General features: G+C 38.0%; 13 protein-coding genes. 3 read left to right on the top strand and 10 right to left on the bottom strand.

What is annotated here, in order from left to right:
* Positions 1-706: 706 nt before the first annotated feature.
* Both QUF94_RS13025 and QUF94_RS13020 read right to left on the bottom strand, forming a co-directional pair.
* Positions 707-1,141, bottom strand: coding sequence for a DMT family transporter (locus tag QUF94_RS13025; RefSeq protein WP_289316230.1), 435 nt, complete (start codon positions 1,139-1,141; stop codon positions 707-709).
* Between the two features lie 180 nt (positions 1,142-1,321).
* Entirely contained in the window at positions 1,322-1,894 is a 573-nt protein-coding gene (locus tag QUF94_RS13020; protein WP_289316229.1) for a GNAT family N-acetyltransferase, read from the bottom strand.
* Positions 1,895-2,438: 544 nt separating this feature from the next.
* Between QUF94_RS13020 and QUF94_RS13015 the strand changes: the two genes are divergently transcribed.
* The 3 genes from QUF94_RS13015 (at position 2,439) to QUF94_RS13005 (ending at position 5,008) form a co-directional block, all read left to right on the top strand.
* A complete protein-coding gene (locus QUF94_RS13015; protein WP_289316228.1) occupies positions 2,439-3,065 on the top strand; it encodes a CAP domain-containing protein in 627 nt (208 codons plus the stop codon).
* A 272-nt stretch (positions 3,066-3,337) separates the two neighbouring features.
* Positions 3,338-4,219, top strand: coding sequence for a helix-turn-helix domain-containing protein (locus QUF94_RS13010; RefSeq protein WP_289316227.1), 882 nt, complete (start codon positions 3,338-3,340; stop codon positions 4,217-4,219).
* A gap of 189 nt (positions 4,220-4,408) precedes the next feature.
* On the top strand, positions 4,409-5,008 hold the full coding sequence (locus QUF94_RS13005; RefSeq protein ID WP_289316226.1) for an exonuclease domain-containing protein: 600 nt from the start codon (positions 4,409-4,411) through the stop codon (positions 5,006-5,008).
* A gap of 571 nt (positions 5,009-5,579) precedes the next feature.
* On the opposite strand, the gene QUF94_RS13000 is transcribed toward QUF94_RS13005, so the two are convergent.
* From QUF94_RS13000 to QUF94_RS12965, 8 genes are all read right to left on the bottom strand, one after another.
* Positions 5,580-7,973, bottom strand: coding sequence for a YhgE/Pip domain-containing protein (locus tag QUF94_RS13000; protein WP_289316225.1), 2,394 nt, complete (start codon positions 7,971-7,973; stop codon positions 5,580-5,582).
* A gap of 421 nt (positions 7,974-8,394) precedes the next feature.
* Positions 8,395-9,393 carry an NAD(P)H-dependent flavin oxidoreductase gene (locus QUF94_RS12995; protein WP_289316224.1) on the bottom strand — a complete coding sequence of 333 codons (999 nt, stop codon included), beginning with the start codon at positions 9,391-9,393 and terminating at the stop codon, positions 8,395-8,397.
* A 170-nt stretch (positions 9,394-9,563) separates the two neighbouring features.
* Positions 9,564-10,307, bottom strand: a complete 744-nt coding sequence (locus tag QUF94_RS12990) for a Cof-type HAD-IIB family hydrolase (RefSeq protein WP_289316223.1) — start codon at positions 10,305-10,307, stop codon at positions 9,564-9,566.
* Positions 10,308-10,597: 290 nt separating this feature from the next.
* Positions 10,598-11,593, bottom strand: a complete 996-nt coding sequence (locus QUF94_RS12985) for a cation diffusion facilitator family transporter (RefSeq protein WP_289316222.1) — start codon at positions 11,591-11,593, stop codon at positions 10,598-10,600.
* Between the two features lie 283 nt (positions 11,594-11,876).
* Positions 11,877-12,635, bottom strand: coding sequence for a hypothetical protein (locus tag QUF94_RS12980; RefSeq protein ID WP_289316221.1), 759 nt, complete (start codon positions 12,633-12,635; stop codon positions 11,877-11,879).
* Between the two features lie 269 nt (positions 12,636-12,904).
* Positions 12,905-14,314: an amino acid permease gene (locus QUF94_RS12975; RefSeq protein ID WP_289318366.1), complete on the bottom strand. Its 1,410-nt coding sequence runs from the start codon at positions 14,312-14,314 to the stop codon at positions 12,905-12,907.
* An 843-nt stretch (positions 14,315-15,157) separates the two neighbouring features.
* On the bottom strand, positions 15,158-16,288 hold the full coding sequence (locus QUF94_RS12970; RefSeq protein WP_289316220.1) for a histidine kinase N-terminal domain-containing protein: 1,131 nt from the start codon (positions 16,286-16,288) through the stop codon (positions 15,158-15,160).
* Between the two features lie 233 nt (positions 16,289-16,521).
* Positions 16,522-18,363 carry a sigma-54-dependent Fis family transcriptional regulator gene (locus QUF94_RS12965; protein ID WP_289316219.1) on the bottom strand — a complete coding sequence of 614 codons (1,842 nt, stop codon included), beginning with the start codon at positions 18,361-18,363 and terminating at the stop codon, positions 16,522-16,524.
* Positions 18,364-18,802: the final 439 nt, after the last annotated feature.

Raw genomic sequence — 18,802 nt, 5'->3', positions numbered from 1 at the left:
CCTCATCTTTATCTTTTGAATATTCCCGTTTACGAGATTATCCTTCTACCACCTATAATTGTTCGTATAGTACATACTGAATGTCAGCGAGGAAAGTGAGAAGCATTCATTGCCGGAATCCACAAAAAAACTAGCGAACCGTTTGCATAAATCTGCGTTTCTACCTAAATAAACCAATTAATGCAGTCTACTAGTTAAAAATCACCCACTTTCCAACCTCGCCAGGGTACTATACCTCGAATTAAAGATGTTGAATTTTAAGTATATTACGAATAAATCAAAAAATCAATAAACCGATGAGTACTTTTTCACAAGATAGTAATTATTTGCTAATCAATTAGATCTAGATAATAGGTAAATAGAATCGAGCAACCTAATTAATGTAAAATGACTTTCGGCATCCTATGGTTTTTCGACACAGTTTAATACCAGTATTCATATATGTTCGCTTGTCTTACCCATGTTATTTTTTTCTAAATATTCTAATAATTCAAGTCAGATCGGTTGCTAAGCCCACTTTCCTAGCAAACCATTTTCAAACAAATGATACATTTTAGTAGAATAATACATTACCTAAAAAAAATACTGGGTTCTAATTATCCAAATCCCAAATAATGGGTAAAAACTATAGGGGAATAGAAATATTATATCAGTTTCTCAACTATATTCACGCGTCAACCCCCACGAAAAATAACCTAACTCTAACTCATTTATGATTAAATAAATATAATGACACGAAAAGTAAGCATATGCCTGCCACCTTTTTCGCATCCAATGGGATGCGTACCCCTCCAAATAAACCGAAATGGTCAATGACAGCCCCAATCAGTATCTGACCAGCGATAACCCCAACCAATGCAGGGGCCACTCCAATCTGCGGGACAACCATTATTATAACAATGACATAAATAGCCCCAAGGAGTCCGCCTATCAATTGCCATTTAGGTACAGTCGAAACAGCAGAAATATTTCCGTTTCCAGCAAACAAAACAATAAATAATAAAGCGAGTGTCCCGATTCCAAACGAAATGAAAGAAGCTTCAATGACCCCCACTTTTTTCCCTAATCCACCATTGATTTGCCCTTGTATGGCAATGGTGATGCCACCTAGGACCGCAAGCAACGGAAATAATATCTTCACAATGATTTTGCTCCTTTTTATGTCCATCCGGACTGATTAATGAATCCGCATTCCATTTTAACATGAAAAATATGTATATTGTCCTTTAGTGATATAAAATCATCTGTATGGGAGAGATAATCTACAAATAAAAAAACTGGCACTTTGGGCCAGCTGCAATGTTCTATACTAAACTAAAATCTATTTGATCACTGAATTCCTTTGTTGCCGTAACTGGCAATACTCTGTACTTAACAAGGAAAATACCAGGGCATCATGCGATTGTTCACGAAGAAATAGATAACTTCGGAGGCTGCCTTCCTCTTTAAATCCAAATTTCTTCAATAGGTTTCTAGATGCAATATTTTCCTTGAAAGTTAAAGCGGCAATTCTGTTTAGTCTCAATTCTTCAAAGCAATAGCGTAATACTTCATTGACAGCTTCGGATGTGAAATGTTGCCTCCAATAATCCGGATGGATTTCATATCCTATTTCGGCGCGTTTATTGGCAATGCTCAATTGATTCAGGCCAACGGTACCGATGAATTTGCCTGAATCTTTCAAAATAACCCCCCACCGCATCCCACGTTTGTTTATATAAGCACTTTTAAACGAGTCAATTAAGCGGCGGGCATCTTCAACTTGAGTTAAACTTTCTATCCCATCATACTTGGTCACTTCATCTTTAGAGAGAATTTCAAACAGACTCTCGGCATGATGGTGACCTATTTCGATTAAACTCAGCCTTTCTGTTTCCAATTCCTTAAACCACATCGTAGAACCCCCCCGTATATTCAGCTGTCTATTTAATTCTATTCATGAAGAAGTGATACCTGTCTTAATGGACAATTCTTTTAATTCGTTTTTTTGAGGAACAAAGCCATTCCGTATGTCCTTTCTTATATCAAATCCCTGTGTTTATGTAAGAATGACGTAAACCATCCTGTTCCCGCCTTAACCTAATCAGAAATAACAATCAGGATGTTCTTAGGACCATTTAATTATTTCATCATTTTTTCACTTGTTCTATACAGCTACTTTCGTTTTGCTGTCCTTATTATTTACCCTGACAAACATAGCTTGCCAAACGTAAAATGATTCTTTATCTACATGGGGAAATTCTTCCGATCTATCAAAAAGCCCTATGATTTTGGTTTACCATTAACACTTCCAGGGTTATATGGACCCTTATTATTCTGTTCCCATTCGATACCTTTTTCCCATAGCAACTAAGAATGTGAATGAGCTAATTTTACACAAAACTATTTTTATAGGATACTATACTTCCAATCCAGATATTATACTAGGAGGAAACAAAATGAAGAAAATCATCCTTTTATCAGCACTGTCACTATCCCTTTTATCTCCAACCGTTGCCCTGGGAGCCGATACTTATGAGGTAGCAAAAGGAGATACCTTAACGAAAATTGCTTCTGAATACGATGTCAGCATTTCCGAACTACTTAAAACTAACCCTGCTATAAAAGATGCAAATCAAATACAAATTGGACAAATCATAAATCTGCCTACATCCATCCACAAAGCTAATCAAGAGAATAGTCAGTCAGTTGAACAGCAGGTTCTTAATTTAGTGAACGAAGAACGTTCAAAATCCGGCCTCCCTTCCCTTGAGATGGATACAGCCATTTCCAAGGTTGCAAATCTGAAATCTGAAGATATGCGTGATAGTAATTACTTCAATCACGCAAGCCCAACCTACGGATCGCCTTTCGATATGATGAAATCCTTTGGGATCAGCTACAGGTACGCAGGGGAAAATATCGCAGCAGGTCAACCCAGTGCGGATGCTGTCATGAAATCCTGGATGAACAGCCCCGGACACAAGGCCAATATTCTGAACAAGAACTATACCCATATTGGAATTGGGCATGTGACAGGAGGGAAGTACACCCACTATTGGACCCAGCAATTCATTGGAAATTGAAATCTTTAGAGGCGGAAGATTGCCGCCTCTTTTTTTATCATTACCCTCCCTTCCTAATCTACCGCTTCCCCCTCATCTATTAATTCTGAACCTGTTCACCTACAGTATGATAGCTTCAATAATAAAACGTTCGTCATTTATTTTTTTGTTGGAGGGATTCAAATGGAAAACAGTTAAAGTAGTTATATCATACTATTTTTCAATTATCTTCCTGATAAAAATAAATTATGTTAAAATAGAAATCTAGACATAGGTATAAAGGGGCATTTGAAATGAAAATAGAGGTTGGCTCTGTTATCCACGAATTACGAATAAAAAAAAATCTTACAAGAGAAGAACTGGCTAAGGATATATGTGAACCTAATATCCTGTTAGATTATGAAAGAAGCATCACTTCTCCAACAATTGATGAATTGGCACTTTTTGCGGATAAACTTAAAGTTGACCTGCCCTATTTCTTCACTACCAAAAATGAACCAATTTATAATTACATAGAAACCATTAAACTTTTGATAAACAAATATAGGCGCACACGTAATTATGAAGCAATCTATGAAATCGTCCAAAAAGAAATGGCAACGGCACCGGAAAAATCGATTTCATTTTATCAATTCTTGAAATGGCATGAAGGTATAGCTTTTTTTTATTTGTACAATGACAAACAAAAGGCTATAGAATTATTGAATGAGGCCATTCGGATTACAATGGGTAAACGTGTCATTCTACATCAACAGGAGATAGCAGTACTAAATAGTATCGGAATCATCCATTTTAAAACGAAGAATTATGAAGAGGCCATCACCATCTTTAATGAAGCATTGGAATTTATCGAGAATATTCCCCATGTGAATCAAGAAGGTACAATTATCGTGAAGATCATTCATGGATTAGCACAAACATTGACTGAACTTCAATACTATCAGGAATCGTTAAATTATACCCTTAAAGGGATCAACATTTGTAATTCGATAGAATCATTATATTTATATGCAGAACTCCATCTTTTAACTGGTAAAAATCTGATTAATCTCCAACAACCTGACGAAGGACTGCAATATTTAAATCAAGCCAAGAACATTTTCAGTCTTCAAAGAAACGAAGAATTCGTACAAATTGTCGAAGATGAATTGGAGAGCATTTTACAATTCATCTGAACTTAATTTGATAAAAAAAGATAGAGATTGCTTTGATAAAAGCACTTCTCTATCTTTTTTTTTATAGCATCGTTTGATCCGAAATCGCTTTAATCCAGGATAGTTCAACCTCGCCCTTACATTACACTTTCAATTGCTAACCTATGTCAGCTATAATAGATTAATGAAATTCTACTGGAGGAAAAAAAATTGTCTAATAGATTAGGTTTAGTACTAGACGTGGAAACAACTGGTTTACGTCCCTCTTCCGATGAAATTATCGAACTTGCCCTTATACTCTTTACATACAGCAGTGAAACAGGGGAAATTATTAATCTTATTGATCAAGAATCATTTTTAAGGGAGCCTCTCTCCTATCAAGCGAGAAGTAATTATGATCAAGCATACAGGATTCATGGAATTCCATACAGCTCCGTTGAAGGAAAAAGTTTTCACGATGAAAAAATTAAATCCTTCATAGCCCGTACTGATTCGATTTTCGCACATAATGCTTCTTTCGATAGAAGTTTTCTCTACCAAATGTATCCGGAAATCAATGATCAAAAGTGGTTCTGTACGATGCGGAATGTACCTTGGAAGCAATACGGGTTCGAGAATAGTAAACTCTTAACATTACTGCAGGCACATAATATCACCAATTTCCAAACACACAGAGCTCTGGACGATATTTCTTACCTAATGGAACTTATGAGAAAACCTGGCCCTTCTGGTCACCCTTATTTTAAAGATGTCATTGCTAAAAATCCGATGAAGAAATATGCACCTGCCACTCAAAAGACAAGGGTATAGCAGCTGTTTAAATACTTTTACACTCTTGTACAGTTTGCGCCATAGTTTTGTCATTATAATCGTTTTTTGACATCTTTCCCTTTTCCTTGTGAACAGGAAGCGCTTGGCACATAGATTCAGGTTATCAATAAAAAACAGCGACCAATTACGGGACGCTGTTCAGTTTGTAGACAAAGGGGGTTCGGAATTAAAAAATTCCGAATCCCTTTTGAAATATGTTTAGAAAGCATCCTCATCACCTCAATTTTTATAATTCTATTTTAAAACAATAAAGACTTTAGGCAAAAGGGTTCTATCTAAAAGTTAAAACAAAGTTGATTGGAGCGGGTGTGCGAGACTCCTGCGGGAAAAGCGCGTCCAGGGGAGACCCCGCAGGCGCAAAGGCGCCGAGGGCGGACCGCCCGCGGAAAGCGAGTGCCTGGAGCGGACCGCCCGCGGAAAGCGAGTGCCTGGAGCGGAAATCAACGTCTAAATTGTACACCCATAAAAAAACTGTAGACAAACTCGATTTTCATCGAGTTTGTCTACAGTCTGAAACAGCGACCCATTACGGGACGCTGTTTTTTAATCATTATACGGTTGCCTCTTCCTGTTTTTCATCTAATGCACCGTTCAATTTTTTATACCGGAAAATAAAGTACGTGAGTGATAATAATAATGCGACAACAAGGAATATGGCCAATATGCTAAGGTTATGCCACATGAAGCTATAATCTCCTGTTGAGATGACTGCTCGGAAAGCATTAATCGAATAAGTCATCGGTAAGAATGGTGTGAACCCTTGTAGGAAGCCAGGAACCAATTCATTCGGGAATGTTCCGCCACTGCTGGTCAGTTGAAGAATCAAAATTAATAATGCTATGAACCGGCCAGGATTATCAAAGGCTGAACCCAGGAACTGGATGATAGCCATGAATGTGCAGCTAGCAAGAATGCTTACTGCAAAAAACAGCGGCATGCTCGTAACATCAATTCCAAGTCCTAAAATTAAAATCGAGTCCACCAATACGGCTTGAAAGATTCCTATGAGGGCCATGACGCTGTATTTACTAATAAACCAGCTAAATCCACTTGCAGGCTTAACAGCAGGATCTCTTAACGGGAATATGATCGTCAGTACTATAGCCCCGATAAATAAACTCAATGAAATTAAATATGGTGCAAAACTAGTGCCATAGTTCGGTACATTATTTATTGGCAATTTATCCACTTTAACTGGACTTGCGAACATGTCATATACTTCTTCATTTGATTTTATGTTACCAGCTTCGTTTGCCCCATCCTTCAATTCGTCACGTAATTCTTCAGATCCATCTGAAAGTTTGGCGATTCCATCTTGTAACTTGATAGCTCCATTGGCCAGTTCTCCCATACCACTAGTAAGGCTGGATGAACCTTCTTTCAACTTATCCGTTCCTGTAACTAGACCTTTAGAACCTTCCGAAAGCTGTGAGGTTCCACTTGATAATTGCTTGGAGCCATCTTCAAGCTGATCAAGTCCGCTTACCAAGTTGTTGCTGCCTTCGGTTAACTGACCAAGCCCACTCTGTGCTGAATTTATACTATCGCCAAACGTTGTCAATCCAGAAACCAATTGACCTTGACCATTTTTCAGTTCATTCGCTCCATTGGCAAGTTTATCCTGAGCTTGCTTCAATTGAGTAAAACCACCGCTTAGCGCACTTGTGCCTTCACCTAACTGATTTGCGCCATCACTAAGACTGTTTGAGCCCTTAGCAATTTCGGATGCACTTGCTGATAGTTTCCCCACTCCTTCAGAGACTCCTTTACTGCCTTCGCTTATGCGGGATAGAGAAGCAATCACTCCATCCAAACGCGCTTTCTCGGCAGGATCATCAGTAGCTTCGGATTGTTGTTTCAATCCGGAAATAACTTCTTCCAAACCTGCTGAAACTTCAGAAGCCCCCTCTTTCGCTTCGCTCGATGCTGCACTCCATTCAGACAATGAACCTGACAGCTGATCAGCACCAGCGGCCACGCCATTTGCCCCCTCTGTCAAAGCGGGCAGCTTTTCTACTATTTGATTGAAGCCCTCTAATGACTGCTGCAGTCCAGATGCCAATTCACCGGTACCCGCTTCAGATTTCTTGGCTCCTTGCAAAAGCTCGGATTGCCCATCTTTCATTTGTCCAACACCAGAGCTAAACTGTTGTAACCCTTGATTAAGCTCTTTTGATCCTGCTGCTGCGGAACCTACCCCATTTGAAAAGGTCAATGATTTTTCGGCTAGTTTTTCAAGGTTTTCATGGATTTCTACAGAACCTGAATGAACGGAATCAATTCCTTCATCCACTTTTTTGGAACCTTCTTTAGCAGAGTTAATCCCATCACCAAGTTCACTTGATCCGTTCTTCACTGTATCTGTTCCGTCTTTCAATTCTCCAGCTCCATCACTGGCACTTTTGAGTCCGTCAGCCACTTCGTTCAAATTGTCGAACATTGACTCCGCATAGGTTTTCGTAACGGCTGACGAAACTTCCCCTTTGATTCTCTCCGAAGCTGCGTCACCTATTTTAGTTGATATATAGTTGAACCCTTCATTGGACGTGTAAATTAAATCCAGTTTTTCCGGATTGTCATCCTGTAAGGTCGTTGCATTTTTCGAAAAGTTTTTCGGGATTTCAATTTTCATGTAATAATCTTGATTTTCCAGACCTTCATTGGCTTCCTTTTGACTGACGAAATGCCAATCGAAATCCTTTTTCTCCTTTAACTCCTTGACTAAGTCTTTTCCTATTGTAAGTTCCGATTCATTGAACTCGGCACCTTCATCCATATTGACAATGGCAACTGGCAATTGGTCCACCTTACCGTATGGATCCCAAAATGCCCAAAGGAACGTACCGCTGTATAACAAGGGAATCATTATGATCCCGATTATGGAAATGAGTATCATAGGATGTTTTATAATGGCTAAAAATTCACCCTTTAAAGATTTTAACACGCCTACCAAGTCCTCCTTAACGACGAATATGCCGTTTATTTAATCTATTTCAGTGAAAAACGGATTGAAGAATACATAATTAAGTCAATTGCTTCTGCAATATATATTTATCATTCTTTATCTATATATTACTTTCAAAACAAAAAATGACTAATGACTATATTGTTCATTCGGTCATTATCACGAAAATAATATAACATTTATCCATCTTTTTATCAATATTTTTTCACTGTCTTACATCCTAAATTCACTATTTTTCTTTATATATCCTATACACATTGCATTTATGGCTGAATAATTCTTTTATCATCAGCTGAAAAATTAGCCCTGATAATTCACACAAAAAAGGGCATCCATTATGGACACCCTTTTTTGTGTGAAAATAAGTTATATTCGCATAATTAAATGAAGCGCTTTCATATCATTTTGATATGATGCCTTTTAATTTTTCCGCCTGCCCAGTCAATTTCTCTAAGGATTCCTGATACTCTTTTTCTAATTGTTTAATGATGCCGGCAGCGGTATCTATTTTTTTTATCGCCCCTACACCATGACCTGCTGACCAAATATCGCGCCACGCTTTTGAGTCAGATGATTTGGACATGCTGTCAAAGTCGACTTTTTCTTTTTTTGCTAATTGTTCTGGGTCCATACCTTGCTTTCTGATGCTCGGTTTCAGCATGTTGCAATTAACGCCTGAAAATGCATCAGTCAAGATGATGTCATCATGATCAGAATCGACAAGCATTTCACGATATTCATCATTTGCCCTACTCTCTTTTGCCACGATAAAACGTGTTCCCATATAAGCCAGATCTGCTCCTGCAGCCTGAGCCGCCAAAATACTGTGACCAGTACTAATTGATCCTGCAAGCAAAATGATTCCGTCCCAGAATGTCCTTACGCTGTCAACGAAAGCAAAACTATTTATTTCACCCGCATGACCGCCGGCTCCCGCAGCAACTAAGATCAATCCATCCACACCTGACTCGGCAGCTTTTTTTGCAAATTCCACAGAGCTGACATCCGAAAAAACCAAACCGCCATAGCTATGTACCACATCCACCACATGTTTTGGTGAACCTAATGATGTAATGACAATGGGAGGCTGATGTTTTTTGACCAGTTCCAACTCTTCATCAAGACGGCTATAAGTACGGTGGACAACCATATTCATTGCCCATGGAGCAATCTTTGAGCCTGGTTCTTTCTCCCCTGCTGCATTCAATGTGTCGTTTATGTCACCCATCCATTGATCCAGTACCTCTATTGGCCGCGCGTTCGGCGCTGGAAAAGAGCCAATCACCCCATTCAAACAGCATTCTTTCACTAACTCAGGACCGGATATTAAAAACATAGGTGCTGAGATAACTGGTAAAGATAATTGATTCCACCAATGTTCAGGCAAACTTCTTCTCATCTATGAAACCTCCCATTTTTAATATATTACCAAAATATAACACTACAAGATTATCATACTTCTAAAATACACAATTTTCAAGAAATTAATTCAGGAGCTGAACTTCATCATCATGCAAGCCATTTCATAAAAAAACTGTATATGGAAAAGGGCCCATATACAGTATCGATTCAATTTGAAAGCACCCATTTACGAATGGCTTTAGCAACACCGTCTTCTTCGTTTGTTGCTGTAATCCAATCTGCTTTTTCTTTCACAATTTCTTGGGCATTTCCCATTGCCACTCCTACTTTTGCTTCAGAAATCATGGCAAGGTCATTAAGGCTGTCTCCTACCGCCATAACATTATCCATAGTAATATCGAGGAATGAACATACAAGCTTTATCGCTTTCGCTTTATTGACTCCAATGGCATTCACTTCAATATTCGTTGGGCTTGAATTGCTTATTTCAAAGGTTCCTTTTGATAACAGTTCATCCATGATGATTTTGCGGATACCTTCATCATTTGTATCAAAACCGAATTTAAGCCATTGCGAATCATGGATTTTTTCAGGCATTTCAGCTCTGTAAATATTATCGCAACTAATTGCCCAAAAATGCGTACCATGTTTTTGGCTTAATTCCCACATCCACTGTATGGACTCACTATCGACGATATTCCTTTCCACCAGTTTTCCTTGATTATCGTAAATTTCGCTTCCATTTACCGTAATGAGGTATGATTGGAGTTCCATTGACTTTGCAAAATCACTGCATGTAGCATAGGATCTTCCCGTGCTCAATACAACAAAAACCCCTTGATTTTCGGCTTCTTTAATCGCTCTCCTATTTTCTTCGGATATTTCTCCTGCAATATTTAGAAGCGTGCCATCCATGTCAAGTGCAACTAATTTAATATCAGGTTTCTTCATTTTTATTCACCCTTCCTTAATCCTTCCTATGTAACTATGTCCATGATAGCTTATTTTGCATGCACAAGGAAAGAACGTGAAGTATTGAACAGGCAATACCATGGAGGCTTTGATTTTTCCATTTCCAATTGTAAAATAGCTATTGATGTTTTTATGATTTAGTATAAGGAAATGAATGTCGTGAAACAAGGTCACAAAATTTTTTGTGACCTTGAGCATCAATCCGGATTCGATTAAATATAAATATATCCTTATCCGAACACTTTGTATTCTAGAATTCTAAACATTCTCTACTTCCTATCTTTTTCCATTTCATTCAATTCTTTTTTAATCTGACCTTCCCATTTTGGAACACCGTCATTTTCATCAAATTCTATGATGACATCCGTGACTCCTCTTTCCTTGAATATCTCATTAAACAGGCGATCTTTGATGTCATCAGCCTGGGCGATTGAAATATGGGGATCAAGTTCCACTTCAAGTTCAACATGAAAGTCCTCCCCTTCTTTTATTACGGCCAGTTTCTGTATATCCCTTACATCTGGGTCACCCATGACCATAGATCCAATCTTTTGACGCATTTCTATATCCGCTTCCCCAAGAGCGCCCGCAGCATTATCAAGGAAAACCCTTCCAACCACATAGAACATACCGAGACCAATCATGACAGAAGCAACACCTTCCGCTTGAATGAAGGGCGTGAAGTTTGCTAATAAGATGGCAATTATCGCAAGCACTCCACCTCCAGTTGCTACCATATCTTCCATGAATACTAATTTCGTCGCTGGTTTTGCTCTTTTTAAACCAGCAAAACTCTTAAAGATGACGGCTGTACCTTTAGCTTCGATTCCAGTCTCATGCACCACTTCTTTCATGGCTTTAAATAAAACGTATGATTCCAACACAACCGCTAACGAAAGAACGGACAAGTTAATAATGATTCCAGTTGATTCTACAGGGTGCAATATGTGATGGAACCCTTCTTTAATCGTTTCATAAGACATAATCCCGACAACCAAAACCGCCCCTAATAAAACGAGGTTAACCAAACGCCCAAAGCCATCAGGGAATCGATCAGTTGGTGACTTTTTACTAAGTGCAGAACCGATGAAGACAAAAAACTGATTCGCAGCATCGCCCAAAGTATGTAATGTTTCAGCAAACATAGCGACATTCCCTGTCATGAAATAAGCAATTCCCTTTAGCACAGAGATGATACTATTCACACATGCAGCAATGAACGCCGATTTATTACCTTGTTTTAATAAACGGAATAATTCTTTCATATAAATGCCCCCCCCCTTATCAAATCCATTATCTTAGTGTATTATCCCCAACACTGGAATATATGAAACCACAAAAAGGAAAAACTCCAAACTAAACGAATTCAGAATAACTGGCATTACTATGTTGTTTATATGTTGTATCTCCCACACACGATTATATTCCAGGGTTGGACGCATAAATTCTAATAAGATCACAAAAAACTCATTCATTTTATTCGGAACTGATTAATGCGATGAAAGATCCTTACAAAAAAAAGGGAGTAAGCAGCAGCTTACTCCCTTTTTAAGCTTCCATCCCCTTTTTCACTAACTTAGATGGATTATTTACTTTATATCGTATTTCTTTATTGTATTTTTTATCGACCACTTTTCCATCAAATTCGATTTCGTCCCCTTCTTCGAGCTCAGCTTTTTTTAATGTCTTGCTATATCCACACCAAGCATCACCGATTGTCAGTTCAGGTTCCGTTGTCACCTTGACATTCTCCAAGAGTATCACTTCATCTTCTTCACCAGTGAAATGGTTCATTTTCGCCGTGAACTCCTTGACGGTTGCGGTGAAATGCACTTTTTCCCCAGGTAAATCCAACTTAGGTTTTGCTGTCGCCTTTTTACTTTTGGTTTTTGCTTTTTTTGGTTCTTCACTTAGCTGATCCGATGTTTCGGTAATTGGGGCTTCCATCACCTGTTCCTGTTCACTTGGAACTGCGGATGTTTCGGAAACCGGTCCGCTCAACAACTCTTTTCCGAAACTGGAGCTTTGCATTTCCTTTAAATAGGAAGGGTTAATGCAACTAAGCTTTCCATTTTCAAATTCAACTACCACCGTGTCAAGACCGTTTCCATATTGTTCATAACCTGCCAATTTGACTTTCCCTTGAAAACTGCCGCTTTTATATAATAGTTCTCTTTTAACCGAACGGGCAGTAAATAATTTCCATTCCATTCCTTTAGCGATATAGTCCGTATCATCTAAAAAAGGGATATACTCTCCTTTTGGTGCGATATAATGAATCAAATCTTCAGCTGGAGTTTCAGCCACAGTCACCACTCCTAATCTTTTCTATAGATTATATTCTAGCAAAGGATTTCAAAGTTGCAAATGAATGAGTTTATCATAATCGAATGTCCACTCTAAAAATCGTCCAGAAGTGATGGCATTCAGAGTCCCGAACATCTTTCAATTCCCCCCATACAATGAATGCCATCTTTTTTAAACTAGAAAAAAGGCTGCTCACTAAGAGCAGCACTTTTATTAGAATAGTCAATTATTTCTTCCTGGACAAAAACGACTACATCCTTTACCCTTCTTTAACTTGAAATTTTTTTTAGTTTACCGTCTTGTTCAGAAGTCATTACATTTTTCTTATGATAAAACAGAAAGTATGACCCTATAACAAGAATCGTGAGAAGGCTTGTAAGAAAGAATTGCAACCGCATGGAATCAATAAATGCTTGAGCAACAAATATAATAAATAATACTGCAATAGTCGCGTAGGTTAAGTAAGGGAATAGCCACATTTTCACTTTAAGTGTTCCGGGATTTTCTTTTTCCGTCTTTTTCCTCAAATACAGATGAGAAAAAGCGATAAATATATACATGATCATAGTGACTCCTCCCGAGCTATTTGCGAGAAAAGCAAACAATTTATCAGGGGAAACAAATTTAAATGTCGTACACACATAAGCAAAGAAAACACATGCCATTAACGCCCAAATCGGGATTCCCCTCTTATTCACACGGGATAGGATTTTCGGTGCATCACCTTTTTTTGATAAAGAGTATAACATACGTGAGCTTGTATATAGCCCTGAATTCAAAACAGAAAGCAATGATATGAAGATTACAATATTCATAACTTGACCCGCTGCCGGGAGGCCTGCCATATCAAAAACGCTGGCATAGGGGGTTTTCAGTAAATCTTCAGCCCCCTGCGGGATTAAGATAACTAAAATAGCCACTGAGCCGACAAAGAAAAGAAGGAGACGCCATACAACAGCGTTTATGGCTTTAATAATATTTTTTTCAGGGTTTTCAGACTCTCCTGCAGCAATGGCAGCAACCTCACTTCCCGATAAAGAGAAGGTAATGAATATCACACTAAGGAGGACCGGAAGAAAACCATTTGGAACAAAACCTCCATGCCCGGTAATGTTGGCAAGTCCTGGTGAATCAAATCCAGGAACAAATCCAAAGATCATGGCTGCACCCAGGAACAGGAAAATGACAATGGCTGTCACTTTCATGAAAGCTAACCAGTATTCAAATTCACCATAAGCTTTGACTGAATATATATTCGTAACCATCATTAAAATAGGGAAAGAAAGACTAGCAGCCCACATGGGTATGGCAGGAAACCAATCATGAACCATAGTACCCAATAAAGTTGTTTCTATAGCAATAATGATAACCCAGTTGAACCAGTACAACCAGCCAATCGTATATCCGGCCCAAGGGCCCATTGCCTGATGTGCATATGTTGAAAAGGATCCGCTATCAGGGTTCACCACAGCCATTTCACCCAGCATGCGCATGATGAGCACGATCATCAATCCTGCGATAATATACGATAAAATAGCACCAGGTCCTGCTGAACCTATTATTGTTCCACTTCCGATAAATAGTCCTGCCCCAATTACCCCGCCAATAGAAATCATTGTGACATGCCTGGTCTTGAGACCATGTTTCAGTTCATTTGTTTGAAAAGCCACTATTGTCACCATCCTCTAAAACTGTCAATTTAACGTTTTGCAAGCAGATAACTACTGCTCATGGGTACCCTAGTAGAAATCTTTCATTCAAAAACAATGTTTGCAGTCTATCCCCCTGTTTCACCAATGCTTTTATGAGGCCAAATTTAGTCGTTAAGAAAAAAGTTATATGTATGTTGTAACGCTTATACTATTAACCGTATCCGCTTTTCCCATTAAAACTTCTTCTTTTTCTATTTACAGCCCCTAAACGAAACACGCGAAAAGTATAATGATCCTTGATGGATTTTGATCTTTTTACTTATTGTTATGTAAAAAATAAAATTTCACACTCCTGCCATATCCTTCCAAAAACACCCTCTCTCCAAATAAATTTATACATATTATAAAAGCAATATCCATGCCAAAAAAAGGATGGTTAGTTCAATAGGATTTAACGCTTTTGTGAATTTAATTCGATTCAATATTGAATCAAAAATTCAATATATGATTCATAAATTAATTTTTTTCCCCTTTTGATTCACATTCGAATTAAAAAATGACAATTTAATTGATATCTTTTAAAATATCGACAAAAATTATCGACTGAAAAATTTCAAGGTGGATTCTAGTATCTTTTTCATAAAGTGTAAAAAAATTACTAAAGGGGCGATAAAAATAAGATGCCAAAATCCAAATTATGAATTTTGACATCTTCCCAAATGGATTTATTTCCACTAAGACTGATTCTTCGTCCGGGATGTGCTTCCGCTACTAATCCAAGACCTACTACATGCTTCGGAAAATAAGGATATGTATGAATAAAGCTGTATGTAAAGTCCTGTAGGATATGTATCAAACCATTATAAAAATTTAGTACTGAACATTTGGGAAATGGATGCTGAATGTGGTTAAATTTTCATTAGAGTCACAATTCATATACCCATCATTACTTTCAATGATCTTTTTACATACGTATAATCCAATTCCGGTTCCTAACTCTTTTGTTGTGACAAAGGGCTCAAAAATAGATTCGATCAATTCACTGGCAATGGCCGGTCCATTATTAGAGATTCGAATTATTCTTTCATTCGCCTCAATTAAAGAGTTTATCCTCAAAATTCTAGGGTGTTCCCTATCCTTTAAAGCATCAATGGAATTAATGAAAAGATTCAAGAACACTTGTTTTAACCCATCTTTGCTCGCTGTCATGACTAAGTTTGGATATATATCTATTTCCACATTAACGCTGGCATCCACAATATTCGCATAAGTCAGTTCTTGTATTTCTTCAATTAACTTTAATATGGAAATTTCCTCTCTTTGTTCCTCATTAAAATCAGATTTGGAAGTATGGAGGAATTGGGTTATCCTGAAATTCAACTGATTTAATTCATAATCAATGATATCCAAATATTTCAACTCTGGATTCTCCCGCTTTAGTAATTTATTGAACCCCATGATAGCTGTAAGCGGGTTTCGGAACTCATGTACAAAGCTTGATGATATCTGTCCCAGTACCGCTAATTTATCTTTGTGGTTTTCACTTATATAAGACTTTTTTTCCTCAATCACTTCATTTGTAAGATTCGTATATCTCGTTACTGCATGATAGCTGAATGAATCAAAGTGCAAGTTGATGTCATTGATGAATTTCTGCATATAATAAATGGGGATATTGGCCCCAAAAACATTTCTGATTATGATATTTCTCCCTAAATTAATATTATATAGAAAATCCCCGATGTTGATATTTGCTTCAAGGCGTTCTTTTGCAACCTGGTAAGCCAACCTTATCAGCACGTCTTCCGACAATGCCTCCTTGAACGTTTGGATGACCAGTGAGTACATCCCATATCCATTTTCTTTAACTTTTTCTTTGTAGGGGTCTATTTCATTGATCTTAATGGTCTCGTTCCATTCATTTAAAAACAAAGATTCATTTTCTTCCAGATATCGAATCAAAACATTTTTGTACTCCTTATGTTCAGATGACAACTCCATACTATTGACCACACATCCCCTTGCGGAATTTTAGATATTATATCAATAACATCATTCTATATGAGATTTTGATTTCCTGCACTTCATTATTTATTGTTTTGCAGATGAAAAGTAGCTTGTAAGGAAACAAGGTTTGCTGGTCCGCATATAGTTGCTTGCGATAACAAAGAAACGACCAAATCAGGTCAGAGATTTTCATAAAAAGGAAACTCTTCATTCCTGCTTTTTATATCCTAAGAATCTCTTACTTTTTGAAAGTTCATTCCGTATTTTTTCATTTTTCTATAAAGTGTATTTCGGCCGATATCAAGTTGTTTTGCGGCGTTGCTGATATTTCCATTTGTTCGTTCCAAGGCATTCCTGATAAGTTTGGTTTCTTGTTCTCGAAAGTTTCTTGGTTCTCGATCGGCATTTGCCTTTTCTTCAAGTGTAATGGAAGAAACAGGGCAAAGTGCCTCGAGTAAGTCCCTTGTAATCGGACCATTATCAGCTAGGAATGCAGCCTGTCCAAGCACGTTTTGCAATTCACGGAAATTTCCTGGCCACGAATATTCCAAAATGAATGTATTAGCTTCGTGCGTTAATTCGGTATGTTCGCTCTTATAAGCTAAACCTTCTAAAATGTATTCTGCTAACAGTAATAAATCTTTACGACTCCTGAGATTTGGAAGTTTTAACGATAATCCACACAGGCGAAAAAATAGATCGGCACGGAATTCCCCCGCTTCAATTTCTTTTTGTAAGTCTTTGTTTGTGGCGGCAATGACCCTTACATCGATTGGAATGGAATCATGTCCGCCGACACGGGTCACACATCTTTCCTGAAGCACGCGAAGTAGAGTCGCTTGAGCTGGAAGCGGCATGTCCCCGATTTCATCCAAAAACAGGGTTCCGCCATCAGCAGCTTCGAACTTCCCCTTATGTCCGCCGCTTTTTGCGCCAGTAAAGGCACCCTTTTCATACCCGAATAACTCACTTTCCAATAAGTTTTCGGGTATTGCACTGCAGTTGATCGCGATGAACGGTTTATCGCTTCTTAAGCTAACCCCATGAATGGATTGAGCGAACAGTTCTTTTCCCGTTCCACTTTCTCCAGTGATTAGAAGACTGATATCAAGTGTTGCTGCCCTTTTGGCAATGGATATGGTTTGATTCATTTGTGGATCATTACTGATTATATCGGTAAATTGATATCGATTAGTTAAACCATCATTCAATTTTTGTTTTTTTAACCGTAGGATCACGGAGGACTGATTTTCTATATTTTTACCAAGGGTCTGAACTGTGTATTCCTGGTCTTTTATTGAAATCTTCTGTTCTAAAACAAGCGGGTCTAATCTTGATATTATATTCGGTATCGGTTTTTTCAATGTGCCAATAACTTTGGACGCCGCAATGTTGAGATTTGTAACTTTTCCCTCTTTATCAAGGGTAATTAGAGGATCAGGGTATTGATCATATATAAAATAAAGGTTTTTCTCCCTTTTTTGAGTATGTGACAATAAGAGTGCTTGTTTGATGCTATCAGCCACCCTTTGAACCAGGCTAATGGAAAAAGGATGATAATTCTGTTGATGACTGCTTAAATTCAAGACACCAAGCAGATGCCCATCAGGGTGATAGATGGGGGAAGCGGCACAAGTAAGGAAATGGTTATCCTGATGAAAGTGTTGATTGCCATGAATCAATACGGGTTTTTTCTCTACAATGGCTGTTCCTATTGCATTTGTCCCTTTTGATTCCTCTAGCCAATTGGCCCCTTTTCTGAGGGAAACATTATCTGCATGCCGAATGAAAGCTGGATCGCCAACTGTTTCGATGATATAACCTTCAGGAGCAGCAAGTAATAAAATGGACTCCAAGCCATTAATCGAGCTATGAACTTCCTCTAAAATGGGGGAAGAATGGTACAGCAGTTCTGCATATTGATCGTGGTATTCGGCCAACTCAAATGCGCCAAGCATATCTTCCTTATCCATCGTGCTAGGCTGAAGTCCTTTTGAATGGCACCGCTTCCATGATTCTTGAATAAATGCCGGAACGGTTCCTTTATCCGCGCTAATATTAATAGACATTGAATAAGTCCTCCCGTATGTAAAATCCAGTAAACGGCCACTGTTTTTCGATTCAATTTCAATTAGGCAACTCTAAACAACCTACAGTTTAAGAGTATTAAGGTTAATCCATATAATTTAATTATAACAGAAAATTCAGATATCCACCAAAATGAAAATTGCCTTTTTGCCAAGTATTAAACGTTTTTGTTCCACTTTGGAACACCTAACTGTTCCAAAGTGGAACAGTTAGGTGGCTTCCTTCTATCCAATTCCCTTGATTTTATTGGTTTTTTATTATTGGCATAAGTCTTGCATAATTACATGATGAGTAATTGATTCCTTTTTGATGAGGGGGGAAAGAATCAAGTAAGTCGAAAGCCTTGTATTCCGTTGGGTAGTGTTTTCCTTGCCTACTAGGTCTATTAAGAATAGCTGTGTACCATCAGGACCAAAGAAA

Origin of the sequence: Peribacillus sp. NJ4 (genome assembly GCF_030348345.1) — a bacterium.
GTDB lineage: Bacteria > Bacillota > Bacilli > Bacillales > DSM-1321 > Peribacillus.
Note: the sequence above shows the minus strand (reverse complement) of the source record. Positions and strands in the feature narration are given on the sequence as shown.